Origin of the sequence: Massilia soli, from assembly GCF_016809835.1 — a bacterium.
In the GTDB taxonomy this organism is placed as follows: domain Bacteria; phylum Pseudomonadota; class Gammaproteobacteria; order Burkholderiales; family Burkholderiaceae_D; genus Telluria_A; species Telluria_A soli.
Genome location: NZ_JAFBIL020000001.1, coordinates 852,191 through 877,064, shown reverse-complemented (window position 1 = coordinate 877,064; position 24,874 = coordinate 852,191). Strand labels below are relative to the sequence as shown.

The following is a 24,874-nucleotide window of genomic DNA, read 5'->3' as shown; positions in this document are numbered from 1 at the left end:
AGTGCGCAGCTTCTAACGGCGCGCGCCGTCGGCAATCGCCAGCTGCGCCTTGAGCATCGCGTCGAATTCGGCGGCAGGCAGCGGCGGCGCGAACAGATAGCCCTGGCCGTAGTCGCAACCGGCCCGCAGCAGCAAGGCGCGCTGCTCGGCCGTTTCGACCCCTTCGGCAACCACTTTCAGGCCGAGCTTGTGGGCCATCACGATGATCGCTTCCGACAGCGCCATGTCGCTCGACTGCGGCGCCAGGTTGCGGGTGAACGAGCGGTCGATCTTGAGGTAGTCGATATCGAATTTCTTCAGGTAGGACAGCGAGGAATACCCGGTGCCGAAATCGTCCAGCGCGACCTGGATGCCGTGGTCGCGCAGCTGCAGCAGCTTGTCGGTGACGCCGCTGCCTGCGTCCAGCAGCAAGCCTTCGGTAATTTCGACCAGGATCGCCGAGCCTTTCAGCCCCAGCTCTTGCAAGTGCGCGAACCAGTGCTCGTAGCCCTGCCCGTCGCGCTGGAACTCGAGCGGCGACTGGTTGACGCTGACCTGGAAGTCCGGGTGATGCTGGCTGCGCCACTGGCGCACCCAGCGCGCCGCCTCCTTGAACACCCACTCGCCGATTTCAACGATCAGGCCGCTCGACTCGGCCAGCGGGATGAATTCGAGCGGGCTGACCAGCCCGCGCTGCGGATGCTGCCAGCGCACCAGCGCCTCGGCCTTGTGGATGCGTCCCGTGCGCAGGTGCACGATCGGCTGGAAATACACGCGCAGCTGGTTGCCCTTGACGGCGCCGCGCAGGTCGTTGGTCAGGCGCATGCGGTTCAGTGCGGCCACCTGCAGCGCCGGGGTGAAGTAGCTGAAGCGGTTGCGGCCCGCGCCTTTGGCCGCGTACATGGCCTGGTCGGCATGTTTCAGCAGCTCGTCGACCTCGGTGGCGTCGTCCGGGTACAGCGTGATGCCGATGCTGGCCGACACGAACGCCTGTTCCTGGCCCAGCACGAACGGCGCCTGCAAGGTGTCGAGGATCTTTTGCGCGATCACGTCGCTGCAGGTGGCGCTGTCGAGCCCCGACAGGATCACGGTGAACTCGTCGCCGCCCAGCCGCGCCACGGTGTCGGTGGCGCGCACGCAGGCGCGGATGCGCTCCGATGCCTCGATCAGCAGCACGTCGCCCTGATGGTGGCCGAGGGTGTCGTTGACTTCCTTGAAGTGGTCGAGGTCGATGAACAGGATCGCGGTGCGCAGCGCTTCGCGCCGGCTCCTGCCGATCTCGACTTCCAGGCGGTCGTGGAACATGCGCCGGTTCGGCAATTGCGTCAGCGGGTCGAAATTGGCCTGCTGCCAGATCAGCGCTTCCGATTTCTTCTTCTCGGTCACGTCTTCGATCATGCACAGGTGGTGCGGGTGGGCGCCCGCCTCGGTTTCGACCGCCACCACCGACATGGCGATCCACACCACCGAGCCGTCCGGATGCACCAGCCGCGCCGTGGTCTTGGCGTCGGCGCCGCCGCCCGGGCTCAATCCGACCGCCCCGGCGGCGTCGTCGGGGTGCAGGAAATCGGTCCAGCTGCCGCTGATCACTTCGTCGAACGAGCGGCCCGCGATCTGCGCGTAGCGCGGGTTGATGTCCTTGTACTCGCCAGTGCTCGAATCGATCAGCGCGATGCCCATCGGCGCTTCCTCGAACATCGTGCGGAACCGCCGCTCCCCCTGGCGGATCGTTTCGCGGGCGCGCCGGCGTTCGCGCGCCAGCCGTGAAAACTGCAGCGCGGTCGCGCCGATCAGCAGCAAGGCGCCCAGCACCGCTATCCGGAACGGCCAGGTCCTGTACAGCGGCGTATCGCCACGGTACAGGAAACCGTCGAACGAGGCATTCGCCGGCAACATGCCCAGTGAGGCATAGGTGTCGGCGATATGGCGCCAGCGCTCGGGATTGGTGTAGCCAAGTTCGACCAGTACCGGCTGCACCAGCGGCACCATCTGGCGCGCTTCGTACAGCAGGTGCTCGCGCTCGTGGCGCTTGCTGTACCTGGCGCGGATCAGGTCGGCGATCTCTTCGGGGTGATTCATCGCATAGGCCCAGCCGCGCATGCTGGCCTCGCGGAATGCGCGCACCCGCTCCGGACGGCGGGCGATCTCGCTTTCGCTGGTAAACAGGTTGTCGCCGTAAAAGTCGATGCCGGCGGCGCGCGGACTGAAGACGTCGTAGGCAAAGCCGATGCTGTCGAGGAAATACGGCTCGTTGGTGATATAGCCGGAGTAGGCGTCAACCTTGCCGTCGACCAGGTCCTGCGGGTCGAAACTGTGGTCGACCCGCACCGTGCTGGACATCGGGATGCCCTCTTTCTTCAGGAACGCGACCAGCTCGTCGGCCTGGGTCAGTTCGTCGGTCAGCGAACCGATCATGACGCGCTTGCCGATGATCGAGCGCAGGTCCTTGACGCCGTCGCGGCGCGCCACCAGCAACACGTATGGCGAGTGCTGGAAGATCGTGCCGAGCACAACCACCGGTTTGCCGGCCAGCCGCGCCAGCAGCAGGCTGCTGCTGCCGACGCCGAACTGCGCCTTGCCGGAAATGACATTGCGCTCCGGCTCGTTGCCGTCCTTGCCTTCCAGAATCTGCACCGCCAGCCCTGCGTCGCGGTAGTAGCCCTTTTCGACGGCCGCGTAATAGCCGGCAAACTGGAACTGGTGAAGGTGCTTGAGCTGCAGCGTGACTCGCTCGAGCGCGTGGGCCGGCAGCGCGGCGCCGAGGACGAGCGCCAGCACCGCCGCTTGGCGCACGGCGGCCAGGGCACGGCGAGTCCGGTCAGCCAGGTGCAGGAACGTCATCTCGGGATAGCGGCCGGGTTACCGGTGCGCAGGAGCAATATATGAGTGAGATTGTACGTAAGTTCGCTGGCCGCCAACCCTGATTATTGTAACAACGGGGTCGCCGCGCCACACTCGTACCGTGGGCGCGGCGGGGCACCGGGCCTACTTGCGGCCCGGGCGCGCGGCCTTGGCGGCCGCGGCGGGCTTGGCCTTGGTCTTGATGGTCGACAGGATCGACGGCCGGATCTTGCTTTCAGGCGCCATGAACGGCGTCGAGGTCGCGGCGCGGGGAACCGCGCGTTTGCCAGGCGGAACAAACTTCTCCGGTCCGAAGCCAGGCGCCAGGCGCTTGCCGCGTTCGCCGCCGGCCGGCGCCGCATCGCTGCCGGTGGCCGGAATCAGGTGCTTGTCGCTGTTGCCGATCAGGTCGCCCCGGCCCATCTTGACCAGCGCCTCGCGCAGGATCGGCCAGTTTTCCGGGTCCTGGTAGCGCAGGAACGCCTTGTGGATCTTGCGGATCTTGCCGCTGCGCGCCGTTTCGACGATCTCGGAATCTTCGGTCACCTTGTGCAACGGGTTCTTGCGCGTGTGGTACATGGTGGTGGCCATCGCCATCGGCGTCGGCGTGAAGGTCTGCACCTGGTCGAGCTGGAAGTTGTTCTTCTTGAGCCACAGCGCCAGGTTCAGCATGTCCTCGTCGGTGGTGCCCGGGTGGGCCGCGATGAAGTACGGAATCAGGTACTGCTTCTTGCCCGCTTCCAGCGAGAACTTGTCGAACATGCGCTTGAATTCATCGTAAGCGCCGATGCCCGGCTTCATCATCTTGGTCAGGGTGTTTTCTTCGGTGTGCTCGGGCGCGATTTTCAGCAGGCCGCCCACGTGGTGGGTCACCAGTTCCTTGACGTATTCCGGCGAACGCACCGCCAGGTCGTAGCGCAGGCCCGACGAGATCAGCACCTTCTTCACGCCGGGGATCGCGCGCGCCTTGCGGTACACCGAGATCAGCTTGCTGTGGTCGGTGCCGAGGTTGACGCAGATGGTCGGATACACGCACGACAGGCGGCGGCAGCTTTCCTCGATGGTCTTGTCCTTGCACTGCAAGCGGTACATGTTGGCGGTCGGGCCGCCGAGGTCGGAAATGGTGCCGGTGAAGCCCTTGGTCTTGTCGCGGATATGTTCGATCTCGCGCAGGATCGACGGCTCGGAACGGCTCTGGATGATGCGGCCTTCGTGCTCGGTGATCGAGCAGAAGGTGCAGCCGCCGAAGCAGCCGCGCATGATGTTGACCGAGAAGCGGATCATTTCCCATGCCGGAATGCGCGCATTGCCATAGCTTGGGTGCGGGGCGCGCGCGTACGACAGGTCGAACACGCCATCCATCTCGTCCATCTGCAAGGGCAGCGGCGGCGGGTTCAGCCACACGTCGCGTTCGCCATGGGCCTGCACCAGCGCGCGCGCGTTGCCCGGGTTCGATTCCAGGTGGAACACGCGCGAGGTATGGGCGTACATCACCGGGTCATCCTTGACCACGTCGTACGACGGCAGCCGCACCACGGTCTTGTCGTGCTTCTCTTTGGCGGCGGCGGCGCGCTCTTCGCGCGTCATGATGCGGATCGGCTTGACGACGTCGGCTTCCTTGGCCCCGGCTTCCGTCGCGCAGGCGGTCTTATCTTCCGGCATCATCGCGTACGGATCGATCGGCGCCTCGACCTTGCCGGGAATATCGATACGGGTCGAATTGTGCACCGACCAGTCGTCGGCCGGCAGCCAGCCCGCCGGCACCATGAAACCGGTACCGCGCAGGTCGCGGATGTTCTTGATGTTCTCGCCCGCGTTGAGGCGGTGCGCCAGGTCGACGATCGCGCGTTCGGCATTACCGAACAGCAGCAGGTCGGCCTTCGAATCGGGCAGCACCGAGCGGCGCACCTTGTCGGACCAGTAATCGTAGTGGGCGATGCGGCGCAGCGACGCTTCGATCGAGCCGACGATGATCGGCACGTCCGGATACGCTTCGCGGGCGCGCTGGGCGTACACGGTCACGGTGCGGTCGGGACGCTTGTTCGGCTCGCCGTTGGCGGTGTACGCATCCTCGGAACGGATCTTGCGGTCCGCGGTATAGCGGTTGATCATCGAATCCATGTTGCCGGCGGTGATGCCGAAGAACAGGCGTGGCTTGCCGAGCGCGCGGAACGGGTCGGCCGACAGCCAGTCCGGCTGGCTGATGATGCCCACGCGGAAACCCTGCGCTTCCAGCACGCGGCCGATCAGCGCCATGCCGAAGCTGGGGTGGTCGATGTACGCATCGCCGGTCACGACGATGACGTCGCACTGATCCCAGCCGAGCTTATCCATCTCCGCACGGGACATGGGAAGGAAAGGCGCAGCAGCAGCGCGGCTAGACCGCTTCGGGACGGTCGCAAACAGGTTCGATGGGGAGCTCATTGGCCGGTATTGTACCGGAAAACGCTATGCAAAGCCGATGACCGGCCGTTTTGGGAGGCCGGACGGGCTCGAAAAATGTCTTAACTATCAATAACTTGTGTCGCGATTGCGACAAACACCTCGTCGTTCCCGCGAAAGCGGGAACCGATACCGGCCATGCCATTGCGATGGCCGTCGAATGCCGCGAACGGGTTATGGATTCCCGCTGTCACGCGAATGACGGTCTAGATGCCCATGTTCTGCAGGATTCGGCCCAGCTCGCGCAAGGTCGGTTCCAGGGTCGGATGCTCGACTGCGAAGCGCGCCGTGATCTCCTGGGTCCGTTCGGCCAGGCCGTAAGGACCGCCCTCTTCCTCGAGCTCCTCCTCGGCGCCTTTGTCGAGCAGGGCCTTGATATCGCCATCGAGCTGGCGCAGCAATTCCTGCAGCTCGTCGTCGACGTGTTCGGTCTGCTCGAGGTTCGCGTGCAGGCTTTTCAGATGGTCCTTCAGGTTCGATGCATTGTCGTTCAACATATCAGGCTCGCTTTAGTTGGTAAAACGCGTATTCAGGTATAAATCCTCAACTTCCTTGCGTGCCCACGGCGTCTTGCGCAGGAACTTCAGGCTCGACCTGATGCTCGGGTCGCTGAGAAAACAATTAATCACGATCCGCTTGCCCAGCTGGTCCCAACCATAATGGTCGACCAGCCTGGTCAAGATCGCTTCAAGGGTAATACCATGTAATTCCTGAACACTCATTGCTGCGGCGCTTCCGGTTGCGTTGTTGTGAGAAAGTATATACCGATCACGGCCCAGCGGCTCGCACGGGCAGCGGCTGCAGGTCGGGGCCAACGAAGCGCTCGCGCGACGCCTGGCTGTCGAGGAGCTGGCTGGAATAGTGGCGGGCGAGGACGGCGCGCGCATCATGCATCAGCTCCTGGTTGGCGTTAACGAACTGGTACCAGCTGATGTCGCGCTCACCAGCGCCAGCGGCGCGCAGCAGGTGCATCAGCGCGACGGTGATGGTGGCGTGAAATTTGGTGGCGGCGCCGAGGTGGGTAGCGTAGGCGCGGATGCCGCGGCAGGTAGCCTCGACAGCCGGCTCAAAGTCCAGGCGCTGCAGGTTGATCCAGGCCAGGCGGATATGGCCGGCGTGGCTGAACTGCTCGGGCGGCAAGGTGCAGGCGCTGAAGCTGGCGAGGAATTCGTCGTCGGTCATATGGTCGGCTCGTCAAAAAAGTGTAGGGCGGATAAACGGAGTGCATACGCGTGCTTGCGTCAACGAGACGCGTGCACGCGGATGCGCTGTCGCTTATCCGCCCTACGAGTTACGGTCCTGCTTTTTAATTCGCCGTCAGGCCGCGGCGGTCCAGCAGCGGCTCGATCTTCGCATCACGCCCGCGGAACTGGCGGTACATGTCCATCGCGTCCATGGTGCCGCCTTTCGACAGCAGCATCTTGCGGAAGTAGTCGCCGTTCTTGCGCGACAGGCCGCCGTTTTCCTTGAACCATTCCACCGTGTCGGCGTCCAGCTTTTCGCTCCACAGGTAGCCGTAGTAGCCGGCCGAGTAACCGCCCGAGAACACGTGCGAGAAGTAGGTGGTGCGGTAGCGCGCCGGTACCGGGGCGAAGTCGACGCCCGCGGCCTTCATCGCTTCAGCCTCGAAGCCCAGCACGTCCGTCGGGATCTGGTTCGCGCCAAGCTGGTGCCAGCGCTGGTCGAGCATCGACGCGGCCAGGTACTCGGTGGTGCGGAAGCCTTCGTTGAACTTCTTCGAGGCGATCACCTTGTCGAGCAAAGCCTTCGGCATCGGCTCGCCGGTCTTGTAATGCTTGGCGTAGTTGGCCAGCACTTCCGGATAGACCGCCCACATCTCGTTGACCTGCGACGGGAACTCGACGAAGTCGCGCGGCACCCGGGTGCCTGCGAAGCGCGGGTACTTCACGTCCGAGAACATGCCGTGCAGCGCGTGGCCGAACTCGTGGAACAGGGTGCGCAGCTCGTCGTAGGTCAGCAGGGTCGCTTCGCCGCTCGGGGGCTTTGGAATGTTCAGGTGGTTGCCGATGACCGGCTTGGTGCCCATCAGCTTCGATTGCGAGACGTAGGCATTGGCCCATGCGCCGCCACGCTTGTTCGAGCGCGCGTAGAAGTCGGCGACAAAGATCGCCAGCGGCTTGCCGTTGGCGTCGATCACGTCGAACACGCGCACGTCAGGGTCGTACACCGGCAGGTCCTTGCGCTCCTTGAAGCTCAGGCCATACACCTTGTTGGCGGCGAAGAACACGCCGTTGGTCAGCACGTTATTCAGTTCGAAGTACGGCTTGAGCTGGTTCTGGTCGAACGCGAAGCGCTCGGCGCGCACCTTGTCGCTGTAGTACGACCAGTCATGCGCGGCCACGCCGAAGCTGCCTTTTTCGGCGTCGATCATCTTCTGAATCTCTTCCGCTTCCTTCTTCGCGTTGGCAACCGCCGGCTTGGCGAATTCGGCCAGCAGCTTGTTGACCGACTCGGTGTTTTTCGCCGTCTGGTCTTCCAGCGCGTAGGCGGCGTGGCTTGGATAGCCGAGCAGCGCGGCGCGTTCGGCGCGCAGCTTGGCGATCTTGACGACGACATCGCGGTTGTCGAATTCGCCGCCGCGGCTGCCGCGTCCCATCGACGCTTCGATCAGGCGCTGGCGCGTGGCGCGGTTGGTCAGCACCGCCAGCGGCGCCTGGCCGGTGGTATTGGTGACCGGGATGACGAACTTGCCGTCCATGCCGCGTGCCTTGGCGTTGGCGGCCGCCGCGTCGATCGCGGCATCCGACATGCCGGCCAGTTCTTCGCGCTTGTCGACCACCAGGGCGGCGGCGTTGGCTTCCTTCAGGACGTTCTGAGCGAAGGTGGTTTGCAAGGTCGCGAGCTGGGAGTTGTACGCCTTGAGCTTGTCCTTGTCGGCGCTCGAGAGCTTGGCGCCGGCGCGCACGAAGTCGGTGTGATAGCGCTCGAGCAGGAACTTCGATTCCGGGTCGAGTTTGAGCTGGTCGCGCTTGTCGTACAGGCTCTTGATGCGGGCGTAGAGCTTTTCGTTGAGGCGGATCGCGTCGTTGTGGGCCGCCAGCTTTGGCGACAGGCCGCGCTGAATCGCCTGCATGGTGTCGTTGGTGTTGGCGCCCGACAGGTTGCCGAACACGCTGCTGACGCGGTTGAGCAGCTGGCCCGAACGCTCCATCGCGACGATGGTGTTCTCGAACGTGGCCGGCTTCGGGTTGTTGGCGATGGCATCGACTTCGACCATCTCCTGGCGCATGCCTTCGGCAAAAGCCGGCTCGTAGTGCTCGTTCTTGATCTTGTCGAAGGCCGGGTAGTTCATCGGCAGCGTGCTGACCTTGGCGAACGGATTGGATGCTTCCAGCAGCGACGCAGGCGCGGCGTAGGCGGCATTGGCTACCGCCAGGCTGGCGGCGATGATTAACATGTGGGGACGATTCATTTGTTGTCTCTCCTGGGTGGTATCAGTGGGCGCAGGTATGTCGTGGTCAAGTGTGGACTCGGTTTTGGCAGTCGCACGTCGTTCGCGCGAAAGCGGCTCCTGCCAGCTCAGCATGGGTGCCCGCCTTCGCGGGCACGACGTGCTGAGGTTCACACTTGACGCGGCATTGCTTCCTTACTCGCCGGTCAGGCCGCGGCGCTCAAGCAGCGCTTCGATCTTGGCGTCGCGTCCGCGGAAGTTGCGGAACAGGTCCATCGCATCGGCGGTGCCGCCGCGCGACAGCAAGGTCTTGCGGAAGTGGTCGCCGTTCTTGCGCTGCAGGCCGCCGTTTTCCTTGAACCATTCGACGGTGTCGGCATCCAGCTTTTCGCTCCACAGGTAGGCGTAGTAGCCGGCCGAGTAGCCGCCCGAGAAGGCGTGCGAGAAGTAGGTGGTGCGGTAGCGCGGCGGCACCGGCGCGAAGTCGACCCCGGCTTCTTTCAGCGCGGCCGCTTCGAACCCGAGCACGTCGGTCGGCACCTGGTTGGCCGCCAGCTGGTGCCAGCGCTGGTCGACCAGCGAGGCCGCCAGGTATTCGGTGGTGATGAAGCCCTGGTTGAACTTCTTCGACGCGACCACCTTGTCCAGCAGTTCTTTCGGCATCGCGGCGCCGGTCTTGTAATGCTTGGCGTAGTTGGCCAGCACCTCAGGCCAGATCATCCACATCTCGTTGACCTGCGACGGATACTCGACGAAGTCGCGCGGGACGTTGGTACCCGAGAAGCGCGGGTACTTCACGTTCGAGAAGATGCCGTGCAGCGCGTGGCCGAACTCGTGGAAGGTGGTCTTGACTTCGTCGTAGGTCAGCAGGGTCGGCTCGCCGCTTGGCGGCTTCGGAATGTTCAGGTGGTTGGCGACCACCGACTTGGTGCCCATCAGCCCGGACTGCGAGACGTACTCGTTCATCCATGCGCCGCCCTGCTTGTTACCGCGCGCGTACATATCGGCCAGGAAGATCGCGATCTGCTTGCCGTTCGCATCGAACACGTCGAAGACGCGCACGTCCGGGTTATACACCGGCAGGTCCTTGCGTTCCTTGAACGACAGGCCATACAGCTTGTTCGCGGCGAAGAACACGCCCTTCACCAGCACGTTATCGAGTTCGAAGTATGGCTTGAGCTGGTTCTCGTCGAAGCTGAAACGCTCGGCGCGCACCTTGTCGGTGTAGAACGCCCAGTCATGCGCGGCGACCTTGAAGCCGCCCTTTTCGGCGTCGATCACCTTCTGGATCTCGGCCGCTTCCTTCTTCGCGTTGGCGACCGCCGGCTTGGCCAGCTCGGACAGCAGCTTGTTGACCGCCGCGGTGTCCTTGGCGGTCTCGTTTTCGAGCGAGTAGGCGGCGTAGTTCGGATAGCCGAGCAGCGCGGCGCGTTCGGCGCGCAGCTTGGCCAGCGCGACGACTTCATCGCGGTTGTCGAATTCGCCGCCGCGGCTGCCGCGCGCCATCGACGCCGCCTGCAAGCGCTCGCGGGTGGCGCGATTGGTCAGCACCGCCAGCGGGGCCTGGCCGGTGGTGTTGATCAGGGCGACCGCGAACTTGCCTTCCAGGCCGCGCTCCTTGGCGGCGGCGGCTGCGGCGTCGATCGCCGCCTCGGACATGCCGGCCAGTTCGGCGCGGGTGTCGACCACCAGGGCTGACGCGTTGGTTTCCTTCAGCACGTTCTGGGTGAAGGTGGTTTGCAGTACCGCGATCTGGCCGTTCAGCGACTTGAGTTTTTCCTTGTCGGCGCTTGAGAGCTTGGCGCCGGCACGCACGAAGTCCTTGTGGTAGCGGTCGAGCAGGTGCGCCGATTCCTTGTCCAGGCCCAGCGTGGCGCGCTTGTCGTACAGGGTCTTAACGCGCTGGTACAGCTTTTCGTTGAGGAACACCGCGTCGAAGTGGGCCGCCATCTTCGGCGACATGTCGCGGTCGATCTCGTCCAGCCTGTCGTTGGTGTTGGCGCCCTGCAGGTTGGAGAAGGTGGTCGCCACGCGCGTGAGCAGCTGGCCCGAACGCTCCATCGCGACGATGGTGTTGTCGAAGGTCGGCGCCTTCGGGTTGGCGGCGATGGCGTTAATCTCGCGCAGGTGCTCGCGCATGCCGGCCGCGTAAGCTGGCACGAAATGCTCGTCCTTGATCTTGTCGAAAGCCGGATAGTGGAACGGCAGCGTGCTGAGTTTCGCAAACGGATTCGACGCTTCCAGCACTGCCGCGGCGGGTGCGCCCGGGGCGGCGTGGACAACGTTGACCAGCGCGAGGCTGGCGGCAAGGATAAGCATGTGTGGACGGTTCATGGCATCTTTCACGAGCGCTAATGTAAAGCTGCCCGCGGATGGCAGGCAGCGCTTGAACGTTCGATCATAGCAGCATGGAACTCAACCGTCACGGGCCGGTTTGTATGCATATGTGTACGGCAGCGCGCGGCGCGCGCCCCGTATTGACGGGCGCGAAGGCCCAATGGTCAGTAGTGCGGCGGCGGCTCGTTGAGCGGTCCGCCGCCCGCTTGCGCGCTGGTGCGGATGTGTTCGGCAAGGCCGGCCACCATCGCTTCGAGCTGGTCGATGCGGCGGCTTTGCTGGTACACCATCTGGTTCAGCGATTCGACCAGGTCTTCCTGGTGCGCCAGCTTGATTTCGATATCGACGAAACGGTCTTCGTTACTCACGGCATAGTCCTTGCGGCAAAGCCGCCATTATGCCAGCGCGCGGCAACCGCGGACCTTGGTCAGCCGAGCCACGGGACATATTCGATGCCGTGCTCGATGGCGCCGATCACCTGCGCCTTGTTCTCGATGCTTTCGCTGAACTCGATCAGGATATCCTCGCGCGGGACACCGCGGTCCAGCGCGGCCACCCAGAAATTGAAGCCGTCCTGGTCGAGTGGCCGGTTCAGCACGTTCAAATACAGTTTTTCAACGTAGTCCTGGGTACTGAGGTTGGCGCCAAAGCGATCGAAAAACTCTTCGCTGGCGAGGAAGCGGCTGGCCACATAGTTGAGCGTCAGGCCGTCGTCCAGGTGATCGATCCAGAACCCGAGGCCGACCAGATCAGGCTCGCGCGCGAAGATCGCGTTGTACACCCGGTAAGCCATGCCGCCGTTGCCTTCAATGTCGATCGCCACCGACATGTCGGAGAACTTGAGGCGTTCGACCCCGATCAGCGAATCGCGGCCGTCGGCAGCCGAAGCGACGATATAGCCGTTGGCCGAGGCATCGATCGCGTAGCCGGCGCGCGCGCCCGTGTACAGCGCGGTGTCGATGCCAGCCATCCCTTGCAAGGCGTTGTTGCCGGAGGTCCCGGTGATGACGTCGTTTGCCGCCGTACCGACCCTGTTCAGGGAGCTGTTGACCACGAACGTGAACGCCGTCGCGGCCGTCGTGTTGTTGTCGGCGGCATCGAAGGATTTCACCGACACGTTGTAGTTGCCATTGGCCAGTGGATTGGCGCTGCTCCACTTGCCCGTGCCATCGACCAGCGCTGTGGCAATCAGCTCGCTGCCATTATTGAACAGCTTGATCGTGCTTCCCGCTTCACCGGTTCCGGAGAAGGCAGGCTGGTTGCCATCGGCCGCCGCGGCCTGGAAGGCGACCGTCGGCGCCACGGGCGGCGTGCCATCGACCTTGAACGTGACGCTGCTTGCCGGAGATCGGTTGCCGGCCGCATCGGTGGCAACGGCGCTCAGGGTGTAAGTGCCGTTGCCCATCCCCGCCAGCGTGACCTTGAATAAACCGTTTTCGTCCGATTTTCCGGTGCCGACCGCGGTCGTGCCGGCAAAAATGGTAACCGTCGAGTTAAGCTCCGTCTTGCCGAACAGCGTAGGCACGTTGCCGGCAATATAGCCGTTCGCATTCTTGGCGACATTGACCAGCGGCGCTACCGGCGGGGTGGTGTCGATGACTTGCCCGCGCAGGAACACGCCGTCCGCGAACTGGAACAGCTCGACCGACGTGAGCGTATCGGTGCCATCTGCGCCACTGACGATCAGGGTGTCGCCAGCCATCACGTTGAACACATACCCGTCCCGGTTGCCGCTGAACACCGCGGTATCGGTCCCGGCGCCGCCGTTGATCGTGTCGTTGCCCTTGTCGCCGCGCAGCGTGTCATCGAATGGGGTGCCGTCGATGGTCTCGGACAAGCGGCTGCCGCTCAGGTAGCGCGCGCCGGTGACCGAGTTGATGCCGAGGTTGCCGCCGAGGCCGTCCCGGCCGTACAGCCAGTCGAGCGCCGCGATATCCAGGCTGTTGAACTGGGCATAAGGGCCGCCCAGATGGTCGTACGACATGATGGTCTGGGACGTATTGTCCTGCGACGGCGACAGCTGGATGTCGTCTTCGTGCGGGTGCTTCAGGCCGAGCATGTGGCCCAGCTCGTGCAGCAGGGTTTCATAGCCGCTGCCGCCGGGCGCCAGGTTGGCGTTGTGGGAGGCCCATTCGCGGTTGTCGAGGTAGACCCAGGCATCGGCCTCGTAGCTGGTCAGTTCTCCGGTGACGCTGCTGGCGCCGTACGACACCCTCCAGCTGCACAGGCCGACCGTGTTCGCATCGGCGATGTCCATGTTTGCCAGGTGGACGTGGGCGGAGGCGCCGTCGCTGGTTTCCACGAAAACGATCCCGGTCAGCTTGGAAATGTAGTCGATCGCGCTGCGTGCGTTGACCTGTTGGGAAATCGAGAAGCTCGACTGGCCTGAAATCGGCGTGCCGTTGCGTACCTCGTTGCCAGATGCGACCGAGAACGTGTACAGGATTGTATTGTTCGAGGGCATCAGGTAATTCCAGTCCGGCCCCGAGTCAAGCAGCGCATTGACGTGGTAAAGCGGAGACAGGGGCGTCGATTCGATGTCGGAAAGTTTAGGCATGCTGGGCGCGATGTCGTTAAGTAGTCACGGATTGATCCTGTCGCAACTGGCGGGTGCCGGGCGCGGGCCTCCCGACGTGCTGCGGGAGTCCCAAGTATTTCCTGCCGGACCTTCGGTGTCAAATAAAACCGGGTTCAACCGTGCGCGCTGGCAGCTGGCTGTTTTTACACTTTTGGCGTCGCCAGCAGCGCCTTCAGGCTGGCCAGCCGGTCCTTCGGCGAAATGGTTTCGGCCTCGGTCGGGACGGCGTCGCCGACGTCGAGCGCCATTTCCTTGATGAAGCGCGACACATCGCAGTGCACGTGCTCGCCGGCGCGCTTGCGTTTCTTGCACCAGGTGATCTGCAGGGTGCGCTGGGCCCGGGTAATGCCGACGTACATCAGGCGGCGCTCTTCCTCCACCCGCGCGGCGATGGTTTCCACCGGCGCATCCGGATCGCCCTTGTGCGGCAGGATGCCTTCTTCGACGCCGACCAGGAACACGTGCGGGTACTCCAGCCCTTTCGAGGCGTGCAGGGTCGACATGCGGACCGCGTCCTGCTCTTCGTCGGCGCCTTCCAGCATCGACATCAGCGCCACCATCTGGGTCAGTTCGAGCAGGTTCTTTTCCTCGCCCGTCTTGTCGCGGCCGCCGCAGCCGCGTTCTTTCAGCCAGTTGGTAAATTCCAACACGTTCTGCATCTTGCTCTGGGCGGCGCGTTCCTCGAAGGTGTCGTACAGATAACCTTCGTAGTTAATTTCCTTCATCATGTCGTCCAGCACCGAGGCGGCGTTCTCGCCGCTGCCCGACGGTCCCGGCCGGCTGGCGCGCGCTTCCAGCTGGTTGATAAAGTTACAAAATGAGCGCAGCGGCAACAGCTGGCGGTCCGGCAGCTTGGCTTCCAGCCCGCCCTTGAAGACGGCCTCGAACAGCGAGCAGTTCCACTGCTTGGAGAATTCGCCCAGCACTTCCAGCGTGGCCATGCCGACCCCGCGCTTGGGCGTGGTCACCGCGCGGATGAAGGCCGGGTCGTCGCCCTCGTTGGCGATCAGGCGCAGGTAGCTGATGATGTCCTTGATTTCGGCCTTGTCGAAGAAACTCTGGCCGCCGGAGATGGTGTACGGGATACGCTCCTTGCGCAGGCACTGCTCGATGATCCGGGCTTGATGGTTGCCGCGGTACAAGATCGCGTAGTCGGACCATTTGTTCTTGCGCTGGAAATGGTCGGCCGAGATCATGATGGCCACCTGCTCGGCCTCCTGCTCGTCGTTCTGCATGCCCAGCACCTTGACCGGCTCGCCCAGGCCGTGCTCGGACCACAGCGCCTTCTCGAACAGTTTCGGGTTGTTCGAGATCACCGCATTGGCCGCCTGCAAGATGCGGGTCGTCGAGCGGTAATTCTGTTCCAGCTTGATGACCTTGAGGTCGGGGAAATCGTCGCCCAGGGTCTTCAGGTTCTCGACCGAGGCGCCGCGCCAGGCGTAAATGGCCTGGTCGTCGTCGCCCACGGCGGTAAACATCGGCTTCTTGCCGATGCCGGTGACCAGCAGCTTGACCAGCTCGTACTGGCAGGTGTTGGTATCCTGGTACTCGTCCATCAGCAGGTAGCGCAGGCGGCGCTGCCACTTGTCGCGGATCGGGTCGTTATTCCGGAACAACTCGACCGGCAGGCGGATCAGGTCGTCGAAATCGACCGCCTGGTAGGCGGCCAGCGTGGCGACATAGCTGCGGTAGATGCGCGCGGACTGGGCCTCGTCCTCGTCTTTGGCGTTCCTGATGGCCAGCTCCGGGTCGACCAGGCCGTTCTTCCATAGCGAAATCGCATTCTGGATCTGGCGCACCAGTTGCTTGTCGGTGGTAATGGCCAGGTCGGAGACCAGCGCGAAACAATCGTCGCTGTCCATGATCGAGAAGCGGTCCTTCAGCCCGACGCCGCCGGCTTCCTGGCGCAGGATTTTCACGCCCAGCGAATGGAAGGTCGACACCGTCAGCTGTTTGGCCTGGCGCGGCTGCTTGAGCAGCTTGGCGATGCGCTCCTGCATTTCCAGCGCCGCCTTGTTGGTGAAGGTCAGCGCGGCGATGGTGCGCGGATCGTAGCCGCGGTCCTCGATCAGGTGGGCGATTTTCTGGGTGATCACGCGCGTCTTGCCGGAACCGGCGCCCGCCAGCACCAGGCACGGACCGTCGAGATACATCACGGCTTCGCTCTGGGGAACGTTCAGGCCAAACTTGGGGGCGGTCGACATCGGGACGGACTTCTTTTTTGGACAAAACAGCCGCCCATTGTAGCGCAAGCGCCGGCGCGTCCAGCGCCAGTGGCTGTGGCGGCAGGTCCTGTCGTAGAATGTGCTTGTGAAAAAATTACTCTTCCTGATGATGGTCGCCGCGATGCCGCTGGCGCAGGCCGGCACGCTGCTGGTGGCGGCCGCATCCGACCTGGTTTATTGTATCGACGAACTCAGCGCCGCGTTCCGCAAGCAGGTGCCGGGGGCCGAGGTCAAGGTGTCCACCGGCGCCTCGGGAAACTTCTTCGCCCAGATCAAGCGCGGGGCGCCATTCGATGTATTCATGTCGGCCGACATGGACTACCCGCGCCAGCTGGCGCAGCAAGGCGCGGCCGACCCGGCCTCGCTCACGCCCTATGCGATCGGACGGCTGGCGGTGTGGACGCTGGACCCGCGCCTTGACCCCGCCGTGGGCATGCGGCTGTTCGCCGACGCCCGCCTGCGCCGGGTAGCGATCGCCAACCCCGAGGTGGCGCCGTATGGCCGCGCCGCGCGCGCCGCGCTGGTGCATCACGGCGTCTGGCAGCACGTGGAAGGCAAGCTGGCCCTTGGCGACAATGTCGCCCAGGCCGCCCAGTTCGTCCAGACCGGAAACGCCCAAGTCGGCATCGTCTCGCTGGCGACGGTGCTCTCGCCACGCATGAAGGGCGTGGGCCGCCACTATGTGGTGCCGCAGCAGGGCCTGGCGCCGCTCGAGCAGGGCGTGGTGCTGACCCGGCATGGGAAAGACAATCCGCTGGCGGCGCGCTTCCTGCAGTTCCTGCACACCCCGGCCGCACGCGACATTCTCCAGCGCAGCGGCTTCGGCCTGCCGGGGGCAGCGGCGGACGGCACCGAATGACCGGCCTGCCACCCGAACTGTGGAACGCGATCGGCCTGACGCTCAAGCTTGCCTTCGTTTCATCGCTGGTGCTGCTGGTGCTTGGCATGCCGCTGGCCAACTGGCTCAACAACAGCCGCATGCGCGGCGTCATCTTCATCGAAACCCTGGTCAGCCTGCCGATCGTGCTGCCGCCGACGGTGATCGGCTTCTATTTACTGGTGCTGATGGCGCCGCAGCAACCGATCGGCGCCGCCTGGGTATCGGTATTCGGCCAGCCGCTGCCCTTCTCGTTTGCCGGCCTGGTGATCGGCTCGGTGATCTATAGCCTGCCGTTCGCGGTGCAGCCGTTCCAGGCCGCGTTCCGCTCGGTGCGGCGCGAGATGAAGGACACCGCCCTCGCCCTCGGGCTGACCAAACGGCAAGTGTTCTGGTCGATCGTGATGCCGCTGTCAAAGCACGGCATCCTGACCGGCGTGTCGCTCAGCTTCGCGCATACGATGGGGGAATTCGGCGTCGTCCTTATGCTCGGGGGTAATATCCCCGGCCAGACGCGGGTGGCGTCGATTGCGCTGTATGACGAAGCCCAGAAGCTGAACTACGACGCCGCCCACGCCTACGCGCTGATCCTGCTGGCGATTTCGTTCAGCATCCTGGTCGGCATCGCTTTCCTGCAACGTCGCCAGAACGGGATTCTGCTGTCCAATTAATGCTGGAAGCTCAGCGCTTCGAGCGCGCCGGCTTTCGGCGCAGCAGCAGTATGCCGGCGAATGCCGCGCCGAACAGCAGCAGCGTGCCCGGCTCCGGCAGGGCGTGTTCCGGCTCGCCAGGCGTGTGCGGCAGCTCGGTTGGCGGGAACACAGGCGGCTCGGGCACAACCGGCGGCAAAAACGGCGTACCCGGGATATCGCCAGGAGGAATTCCCGCAGGCGGATTGGCGCCTGGCGGCGCGGGCCGCGGCGGCGGTCCACCCGGGCCCGGAGTGACTGGACCACCGGACGGCGGCGGGGACAGCTCGGGCGATGGGGCCGGCGATGGTGCCGGCGGCGGGGCAGGCAGTGGTGCCGGCGATGGGGCAGGCGTGCCGCCGCCCGCAAGCGGAGGAGTTCCTGGCGTATTGCCCGGGACGCCATCGTTGCTTTGCGGCGGCGGAACCGCCACCGGCGTTTCCGGGGTGGCGCCGGAGGACGGGTCGGACGGCTCCGGACGCAAGGTGGTGGCGCGGCCCGAGACCGGTTTCTTTGCCACCAGCGCGGTGCGGCTGGCGTCCGGCGATGCCTGGCCAGCGTTGTTGGCGGAAGACGGTTCGCCGCTGGCCGGGCCAAGGCCAGGGCCATACCCGGTTCCCGCGCCAGTGTCGTCGAGTCCGAGGTCATCCAGGTCCATCGACACGGCCATCACCGAGTCGAGTTCTTCCGCGCTTGGTTCGTTCACTTCGACCGGGAACTGCGGCGTGTCGGAAATCCGGTTGGCGCAGCGCGCACGCATTTCATTGCGCCCGTCCGAGAGCAGCATTTCGCCTTTGACCAGCATGAGTTTCCTGGACGTCCAGTACACCTGGTCGCCCTTGCGATACGAGACGTACACCGCGCGCGGCTTCTGGACGGTCAGCTTGAAGGCCTTGGCCACATCGAATGACGCGTAGTGCGCTGCGACGACCTTGTCGGTCTTGATGACGCTGGCAAGCTCTTCCTTGCCAGAAACCCCGCCCGGAATGATCGAATACGGATAGACGCGCCGCTCCGCGGCCGCTGGCGCCGGTGCTGGCGCAGGCTGGGCAGTGCCCGGCGCCGTTTTAGGCGGTACAGCCGTTTCTGCCATCGCAGAGCGCGCCGCGATGGCGTGCTCCGGCTCCACCATCAGCCCGACCACCGCCAGGCCAGCCACGGCAGCCACCACCGCCACGCCAATCAGGCGCTGCTTCAAGGCGGAAGCCGCTTTGCGGGAGAGATAGTTGTCGCGACGGTTCATACAATGGCACTGTAGGAGAGTTCCTACAGCGTACCATTATTTCCAGTAATAAATACATACTTGTATCGGAAAAAACCATTAGCGTTGTGTAAACACCGAATGACGCCAGGCGGCGTCGGTGCATGCGAGCTTTCACAGCAGCAGCATGTGGGCCTTGCGCTGCTCCGTCAGCTTGTCAATTGGCTATGCGCAACACGGCCGTTCCGCGCGCACGACTCGCTTCCGGACGCCATGCGCCCCATTGCGTTACCATCACGCCTTCACTTACACGGCCCGCACCATGAAATTTGAACACCTGATTGAAATTAACGACCTGCTCAATCCACTAATGGATACGATCACCCGCGAGCAGCTGTGGCGCGGCCTGGTGCTGCGCGCCGAGGCGCCGAAGCTGTTCGTGCCCCAGCTCGACGAGGCGACGATCGACCAGAAATCGGACCAGGGCTTCCGCCGCCGCCTGCGCTACGGCCAGCTGGTGGTGCTCGACCATGTGCGCCTGACGCCGCTGGAGACGGTGCGCTACGAGGTGCCGGCCCAGGGGGAAATCGTCGCTTCCAGCCTGGTGATGGCGATCGAGGCGCCGGCCGAAGGCCGCCTGTTCGTGCGTTTCACCTACGACGACGGCCATGGCCCCTCGTCCGATCCGGCCAGCGAAATGTACGACGATATCAAGCGCTCGCACTACCAGGCGGCCGACATCGACACCATCAAGATCCTGCGCGAAATGGCGGCGTCCGGACGCCTCGACAGCGACTACGTCAACTGAAGGTTCAGGCGCCCGGCACGCAGTCGGGCGCCTTGCTTTGCGCAGGCGCGCCCTTTTCCAGTTCGGCGGCGAGGTCGCGCAAGGCGGTGCGCATGCCCTCTTCGATCACCGGGTGATAGAACGGCATGTCGAGCATCTGCGCCACCGTCATGCGCGCCTGGCATGCCCACGCCAGCGTGTGCGACAGGTTTTCCGCGCGCGGCCCGATCATCTCGGCGCCCAGGAACAAGCCACTGCCATATTCGCCATACACGCGCAGCATGCCGTGATTTTGCAACATCACGCGGCTGCGTCCCTGGTTTTCAAACGATACCTTCCCGACCGCGAAGGTGTGCTGCCCTTCCGCGCACAGCGCGCGGTATGACGCGCCCAGCGTGGCGATCTGCGGTTCGGTGAACGCGATCGCCAGCGGCGTGCGCCGCAGGCCCGGGTGCACGCTCGGATAGCGTCCCGCATTGTCGCCGGCGATCTTGCCGTGGTCGGCCGCCTCGGGCAGCAAGGGGCGCTCGTTGTTGGCATCGCCGGCGATGAAGATCGCACTGGTACCGCACTGCATGGTCATCGGGTCGAACACTGGAATACCTCTGGCATCCAGTTCCAGCCCGGTGGTCTCGATGCCGATGTTGTCGACATTCGGCGTGCGGCCCGCGGTGACCAGCACATACTGGAATCGTTCGCTGCGCTCGGCCCCAAGCGGGTCGCGGGTCGTCAGCAGCACTTCGGAGCCGTCCTGGCGCGCGCTGACCAGCTTGTGCTGGAAGCGCAGGTCAAGCTCCGCGCTCAGGACCGTGGTGGCAACGTGCAGTACTTCGGGATCGCTGATATGGGCCACGCTGCCGCCGCGCGCGTAGATCGACACGCGCACGCCGAGGCGGTGCAGCGCCTGGCCCAGTTCGAGGCCGATCACGCCGGTGCCGATCACCGCGACCGATTCCGGCAGGTCGGTCCAGTCGAACACCTGGTCGCTGACGATGACGCCCGGCCCGACATCGCGCAGTTCTTCAGGAATGTAGGGGCGCGAGCCGGTCGCGATCACGACCCGCGCGACATCGATCTCGGTGTGAGCATCCACCTGCAGCGAATGCGGCCCGGTAAAGCGCGCGTGGCCGATGATCTTGTCCTGGTCGGGAATATTGTCGACGCCTTCCAGCACGAAGCCGACGAACCGGTCGCGTTCGCGCCGCACCCGTGCCATGACTTCCTTGCCATCGATGCGCACCTGGCCGGCGTGGATGCCGAAGCCGGCCGCCGCCTGCACCGTGTGCGCCGCTTCGCTGGCGGCGATCAGCAGCTTGCTGGGCATGCAGCCGACGCGCGCGCAGGTCGTGCCATAAGGGCCGCTTTCGATCAGTACGGTGCGCTTGCCTTGCGCGCGGGCAGCGCGGTAGGCCGTGAGGCCCGCGGTGCCGGTGCCGATTACCGCTACGTCCACTGTCAACTTGTTCATTGCATGTTCCTTCCGGCGCCTGGTTCCAGCCCCGATTCTATTGGAAATTCAAATATCGAGCGGGTCTACCTCCAGCGACCACTTGACCCGGCTCTTCATGTCGCGCAACGACACAATCCACTGTTTCAGAAAAGCCTGTAGCGCGGGGCGCGACGGCGACTCCACCAGCAGCTGGGCACGGTCGACGTTGTGCACCCGCGTCATGGTCATCGGGATCGGGTCATTGATGGTAATGCCTTCGACCGCGCCGACGTCGCGCGCCGCTTGCAGGAACGCGATGGCGATGGCCAGTTCGCGCGCCTCGGCGCGCAGCAGCGCCTGGTACATGAACGGCGGCAGCGCCGCGCCGCGGCGTTCGTCGAGCAGGGTGTCGGCGAAGCGGTCGTAGTCGTGGTTGACCAGCGCGCCGTACAGCGGATGCGAGGCGTAGCGGGTCTGCACCAGTACTTCGCTGGTGCTGCCGCCTTCATTGCGCGCGGCCCTGCCGGCGCGCCCGGCAACCTGCATCAGCTGCGCGAACAGGCGTTCGCTGGCGCGGTAGTCCTGCGAGAACAGCGCGGTATCCGGGTTGAGGATGCCCACCAGCGTGAGCTTCTTGAAGTCGTGTCCCTTGGCGACCATCTGGGTGCCGATCAGGATGTCGACCTCGCCGCGGTGCACCGTGTCGAACGCCGCCTGCGCGCTGCCCTTGCGGCGCGTGGAGTCGGCGTCGATGCGCAGGATGCGCGCCTCGGGGAACATCTGCTGCAGCCCTTCTTCGACGCGCTGGGTGCCGCGTCCGAGCGGCTGCAGGTCGACGTTGCCGCAGGTCGGGCAATTGCGCGGAATGCGCAGCTCCAGGCTGCAGTGGTGGCAGCGCAGCCGGTGCTCGGGCTTGTGCAGCACCATGAACGAGGTGCAGCGGGTGCAGTCGCTGATCCAGCCGCAGGCGTCGCACGAGATCACCGGGGCGTAGCCGCGCCGGTTCAGGAACAGCAGCGATTGTTCGCCCCGGTCCATGCGCTGGCGCAGCGCCGCGATCAGGTGCGAGGTCAGCCCGTCCTTCGGCTTGTCGCGCTCCATGTCGAGCAGGCGCACGCGCGGCAACACCGCGTCCTTGACGGCGCGCTCGCGCAGCTCCAGCTTGCGGTAGCGGCCCGACCCGGCGTGGTGCCAGCTTTCCAGCGACGGCGTGGCCGATCCCAGCACGATCGGAATGGCCAGCTGGCGCGCGCGCCATACCGCCAGGTCGCGCGCCGAATAGCGCAGGCCTTCCTGCTGCTTGTACGAGGGATCGTGTTCTTCGTCGATGACGATCAGTTTCAGCCGCGGCAGCGACGCCAGGATCGACAGCCGCGTGCCGAGGATGATGCGCGCGCGGCCCTGGTGCGCGGCCAGCCAGTGCAGCATGCGCTCGCCTTCGGACAGGCTGCTGTGCAGGGTCGCCAGCATCACGCCCGGAAAGCGCGCGCGGATGTTGCCTTCCAGCTGGGGCGTCAGGTTGATCTCGGGGACCAGGATCAGGATCTGGGCGTCGGCCTCGCGTTCCAGCACCTGCGAGCAGGCCTGCAGGTAGACCTCGGTCTTGCCGCTGCCCGTGACGCCGTACAGCAGGATTGGCGTAAAGCCGGTGGCGCCGCCGATCGCGTCTGCCGCCAGCTGCTGCGCGCCATTCAGCCGCGGCACCGAGATCGGCGTGGCGTCGTGCACAGCGTCGTGCTTGTCCATTTTTTTGAGGGCGCGGTCCAGGTTGACCGTGGTCGGCACGCGCAGGTTCTTTGGCAGCCCCGGCAGCGCCACCTCGCCCAGCGGACGCTGGTAATAGTCGGCGGCGAAGGCCGCCAGCGCCAGCCACTGGGCCGACAGGGGCGCCAGCTGGCTGCGCACGGCCAGCGCATCCTTGAGCTTTTCAGGCGCGACATCGGTCGCCTGACCTACTCCGACAATGAGCCCGACTACCTCGCGGGTGCCGAAACTGACCAGGGCCAGCTGGCCGACCGCAGGTTCGGTCCCCGGTTCGCAGCGCCAGCGGTAGTCGAAGCAGCTATCGAGCGGGGTATCGAGGGCGACCCGAAGGATGCAAAAGCTCATCAGGTTGACACCTGGCCGCGCGAATCGACGGCGCGGCTGGCCGAAAACGCATGTTTTCCCACGATGCCAGCGGTTTGCGCGAAGTTGTGGACAACTTTGTGAACAAACTCTGGATTAAGGGCAAAAAATTTGTGCTTTGCACAAGACATGCAGGGCTCCGGAAAAAATCAAATATATTTTTTCGTTTAATTTCAAGTACTTGCGTACTGTACTTATGCACAGTGTTTTCTCGTCGCCCGGTAGCGCCATTGTGCATAACTATCAGTTCAGACGAAGTTTTTGTAGTCGTTTGCGCGCTATTTTCTAGTTTGCCGTGCCGCACTAGCCCGAACGCCGCGCACCGGCGAGATATGTAGTTGAAGCCTCAACTGTCCGCCGATCCCGCGCCAGATATATATCATGCGGCGCAACACACAGTTCATCTGTTGCATGAGCTTTTCCGCTAAGTCCCCGTAAACGCTGAACATTCTTCCCTTATCCACAAAACCTGTTGATAACTTTGTGGACAATGTTGAAAAACGCCGATTCTTACAGGGGAAATGCTTAATTTCAATACAGCTGAGCGCCCAGGCAAAAAATAAAAACTTCTTTGTTTTCAATCACTTGCAAATTCACTTACAAGAGCGCAACGTCTGGGCAGCGAAAATAGTGCTTAAGCTGCAATATGTGAATAAGTGTGATTTTCATCGTTTCGGCGCGGAGCCTGGAAAGGGCCGGCAAACCTGCCAGCCAGCCCTTTTTGTAGCAGAACTACATCAACCGCGCTGTTTGCGGCTGAAGCTATGGACCGCATCGACCATCGCGGTGACCGACTCGGGCGGCGTAAATTGCGAAATGCCGTGGCCCAGGTTGAACACGTGGCCATGGCCGTCCGACGGCGTGCCGTAGGCGGTCAGCGAGCGTTCGACTTCGGCGCGGATCTGGTCAGGGTTGGCAAACAGGATGGCCGGGTCCAGGTTGCCCTGCAGCGCGACCTTGTCGCCGACCTGCGCGCGGGCGCGGCCCAGGTTGACGGTCCAGTCGAGGCCCACCGCGTCGGCGCCGATACCGGCGATCTGGTCGAGCCACAGGCCGCCGCCCTTGGTGAACACGACGGCCGGAATGCGCACGCCGTCCTTTTCGCGCTTCAGGCGGCTCACGACCTGCTGCATATAGCTGAGCGAGAACTCCTGGTAGGCGCCATCGGCCAGCGCGCCGCCCCACGAGTCGAAGATCATCACCGCCTGCGCGCCCGCATCGATCTGGGCGTTCAGGTAGTCGGCCACAGCCGCCGCGTTGATCTTCAGGATGTGGTGCATCAGGTCAGGACGGCTGTACAGCATCTTTTTGATGGTGTGCCATTCCTTGGAGCCGCCGCCTTCGACCATGTAGCAGGCCAGCGTCCATGGACTGCCCGAGAAGCCGATCAGCGGCACGCGGCCGTTCAGCGCCGTGCGGATCTGGGTAACGGCGTTGAACACGTAGTCGAGCGAACCGAGGTCCGGCTCGCGCAGCGCCAGCACATCGGCTTCGGTGCGCAGCGGACGCTCGAACTTGGGGCCTTCGCCATCGGCGAAATACAGGCCCAGGCCCATCGCATCGGGCACCGTCAGGATGTCCGAGAACAGGATCGACGCATCCAGCGGATAACGGTCGATCGGCTGCAGCGTCACTTCGGTGGCGTAGTCAGGGTTCTTGGCCAGGCCCAGGAAGGAGCCGGCGCGTGCGCGGGTGGCGCGGTATTCGGGAAGATAGCGCCCCGCCTGGCGCATCAGCCACACCGGGGTGTAGTCAGTCGGCTGGCGCAGGAGCGCGCGCAGGAAAGTGTCGTTCTGGAGCGGGGCGAATTGTGGCATGGCAGACAATAAGGCAGGGGAAAGGCGTTATTATCGCATTCCCCGGCCCGGCCAAGCGCATGCACAGGGCGCGTTGCGGCGCGCCGGTGTATTCTTTATCATGCTGGCCTGCCCCCAACCTGCGCAAAATCCC

At 64.2% G+C, this 24,874-nt stretch carries 17 protein-coding genes; 3 read left to right on the top strand and 14 right to left on the bottom strand.

Features of this window, described 5'->3' with window-relative positions; genetic code table 11:
• Positions 1–12: 12 nt before the first annotated feature.
• The 10 genes from I4X03_RS03990 to I4X03_RS03945 form a co-directional block, all read right to left on the bottom strand.
• Positions 13–2,820 carry an EAL domain-containing protein gene (locus I4X03_RS03990; protein ID WP_223465932.1) on the bottom strand — a complete coding sequence of 936 codons (2,808 nt, stop codon included), beginning with the start codon at positions 2,818–2,820 and terminating at the stop codon, positions 13–15.
• A 144-nt stretch (positions 2,821–2,964) separates the two neighbouring features.
• On the bottom strand, positions 2,965–5,244 hold the full coding sequence (locus I4X03_RS03985; protein WP_502572549.1) for a YgiQ family radical SAM protein: 2,280 nt from the start codon (positions 5,242–5,244) through the stop codon (positions 2,965–2,967).
• A gap of 224 nt (positions 5,245–5,468) precedes the next feature.
• Positions 5,469–5,759, bottom strand: a complete 291-nt coding sequence (locus I4X03_RS03980) for a DUF4404 family protein (RefSeq protein WP_223465931.1) — start codon at positions 5,757–5,759, stop codon at positions 5,469–5,471.
• Between the two features lie 12 nt (positions 5,760–5,771).
• Entirely contained in the window at positions 5,772–5,984 is a 213-nt protein-coding gene (locus tag I4X03_RS03975) for a VF530 family protein (protein WP_223465929.1), read from the bottom strand.
• Between the two features lie 46 nt (positions 5,985–6,030).
• Entirely contained in the window at positions 6,031–6,444 is a 414-nt protein-coding gene (locus I4X03_RS03970; protein WP_223465927.1) for a hypothetical protein, read from the bottom strand.
• Between the two features lie 124 nt (positions 6,445–6,568).
• Complete coding sequence (locus I4X03_RS03965) at positions 6,569–8,695, bottom strand: M3 family metallopeptidase (protein ID WP_223465924.1); 2,127 nt, start codon at positions 8,693–8,695, stop codon at positions 6,569–6,571.
• Between the two features lie 174 nt (positions 8,696–8,869).
• Entirely contained in the window at positions 8,870–11,008 is a 2,139-nt protein-coding gene (locus I4X03_RS03960; RefSeq protein WP_223465922.1) for a M3 family metallopeptidase, read from the bottom strand.
• Between the two features lie 167 nt (positions 11,009–11,175).
• Positions 11,176–11,379 (bottom strand): SlyX family protein, encoded by a 204-nt coding sequence (locus I4X03_RS03955; RefSeq protein WP_223465921.1) that lies wholly within the window; start codon positions 11,377–11,379, stop codon positions 11,176–11,178.
• A gap of 59 nt (positions 11,380–11,438) precedes the next feature.
• Complete coding sequence (locus I4X03_RS03950; RefSeq protein WP_223465920.1) at positions 11,439–13,568, bottom strand: DUF4214 domain-containing protein; 2,130 nt, start codon at positions 13,566–13,568, stop codon at positions 11,439–11,441.
• A gap of 164 nt (positions 13,569–13,732) precedes the next feature.
• Entirely contained in the window at positions 13,733–15,793 is a 2,061-nt protein-coding gene (locus I4X03_RS03945; protein WP_223465919.1) for a UvrD-helicase domain-containing protein, read from the bottom strand.
• Positions 15,794–15,899: 106 nt separating this feature from the next.
• On the opposite strand from I4X03_RS03945, the gene modA reads away from it, so the two are divergent.
• Together modA and modB are read left to right on the top strand one after the other, a co-directional pair.
• Complete coding sequence (gene modA / locus I4X03_RS03940) at positions 15,900–16,673, top strand: molybdate ABC transporter substrate-binding protein (RefSeq protein ID WP_223465918.1); 774 nt, start codon at positions 15,900–15,902, stop codon at positions 16,671–16,673.
• On the top strand, positions 16,670–17,362 hold the full coding sequence (gene modB / locus I4X03_RS03935; RefSeq protein ID WP_223465917.1) for a molybdate ABC transporter permease subunit: 693 nt from the start codon (positions 16,670–16,672) through the stop codon (positions 17,360–17,362). Before modA ends, modB begins: the two co-directional genes overlap by 4 nt.
• Before the next feature lie 10 nt (positions 17,363–17,372).
• Here the strand turns inward: modB and I4X03_RS03930 are convergent, their stop codons facing one another.
• A complete protein-coding gene (locus I4X03_RS03930; RefSeq protein ID WP_223465910.1) occupies positions 17,373–18,578 on the bottom strand; it encodes a PEP-CTERM sorting domain-containing protein in 1,206 nt (401 codons plus the stop codon).
• 325 nt (positions 18,579–18,903) lie between these two features.
• On the opposite strand from I4X03_RS03930, the gene I4X03_RS03925 reads away from it, so the two are divergent.
• A complete protein-coding gene (locus I4X03_RS03925; RefSeq protein WP_223465909.1) occupies positions 18,904–19,389 on the top strand; it encodes an SRPBCC family protein in 486 nt (161 codons plus the stop codon).
• Positions 19,390–19,393: 4 nt separating this feature from the next.
• On the opposite strand, the gene I4X03_RS03920 is transcribed toward I4X03_RS03925, so the two are convergent.
• The 3 genes from I4X03_RS03920 to hemE all read right to left on the bottom strand — a co-directional run bounded on the left by I4X03_RS03920 (position 19,394) and on the right by hemE (position 24,741).
• On the bottom strand, positions 19,394–20,836 hold the full coding sequence (locus tag I4X03_RS03920) for a dihydrolipoyl dehydrogenase (protein WP_223465908.1): 1,443 nt from the start codon (positions 20,834–20,836) through the stop codon (positions 19,394–19,396).
• A gap of 48 nt (positions 20,837–20,884) precedes the next feature.
• Positions 20,885–22,906: a primosomal protein N' gene (locus I4X03_RS03915; RefSeq protein ID WP_223465907.1), complete on the bottom strand. Its 2,022-nt coding sequence runs from the start codon at positions 22,904–22,906 to the stop codon at positions 20,885–20,887.
• A gap of 755 nt (positions 22,907–23,661) precedes the next feature.
• On the bottom strand, positions 23,662–24,741 hold the full coding sequence (gene hemE / locus I4X03_RS03910; protein ID WP_223465906.1) for a uroporphyrinogen decarboxylase: 1,080 nt from the start codon (positions 24,739–24,741) through the stop codon (positions 23,662–23,664).
• Between the last annotated feature and the right edge of the window lie 133 nt (positions 24,742–24,874).

Coding starts and splice junctions, on each gene's coding strand:
- I4X03_RS03990 (WP_223465932.1), bottom strand. CDS start 2,820: ATGACGTTCCTGCACCTGGCTGACCGGACTCGCCGTGCCCTGGCCGCC.
- I4X03_RS03985 (WP_502572549.1), bottom strand. CDS start 5,244: ATGAGCTCCCCATCGAACCTGTTTGCGACCGTCCCGAAGCGGTCTAGC.
- I4X03_RS03980 (WP_223465931.1), bottom strand. CDS start 5,759: ATGTTGAACGACAATGCATCGAACCTGAAGGACCATCTGAAAAGCCTG.
- I4X03_RS03975 (WP_223465929.1), bottom strand. CDS start 5,984: ATGAGTGTTCAGGAATTACATGGTATTACCCTTGAAGCGATCTTGACC.
- I4X03_RS03970 (WP_223465927.1), bottom strand. CDS start 6,444: ATGACCGACGACGAATTCCTCGCCAGCTTCAGCGCCTGCACCTTGCCG.
- I4X03_RS03965 (WP_223465924.1), bottom strand. CDS start 8,695: ATGAATCGTCCCCACATGTTAATCATCGCCGCCAGCCTGGCGGTAGCC.
- I4X03_RS03960 (WP_223465922.1), bottom strand. CDS start 11,008: ATGAACCGTCCACACATGCTTATCCTTGCCGCCAGCCTCGCGCTGGTC.
- I4X03_RS03950 (WP_223465920.1), bottom strand. CDS start 13,568: ATGCCTAAACTTTCCGACATCGAATCGACGCCCCTGTCTCCGCTTTAC.
- I4X03_RS03945 (WP_223465919.1), bottom strand. CDS start 15,793: ATGTCGACCGCCCCCAAGTTTGGCCTGAACGTTCCCCAGAGCGAAGCC.
- modB (WP_223465917.1), top strand. CDS start 16,670: ATGACCGGCCTGCCACCCGAACTGTGGAACGCGATCGGCCTGACGCTC.
- I4X03_RS03925 (WP_223465909.1), top strand. CDS start 18,904: ATGAAATTTGAACACCTGATTGAAATTAACGACCTGCTCAATCCACTA.
- I4X03_RS03920 (WP_223465908.1), bottom strand. CDS start 20,836: ATGAACAAGTTGACAGTGGACGTAGCGGTAATCGGCACCGGCACCGCG.
- I4X03_RS03915 (WP_223465907.1), bottom strand. CDS start 22,906: ATGAGCTTTTGCATCCTTCGGGTCGCCCTCGATACCCCGCTCGATAGC.
- hemE (WP_223465906.1), bottom strand. CDS start 24,741: ATGCCACAATTCGCCCCGCTCCAGAACGACACTTTCCTGCGCGCGCTC.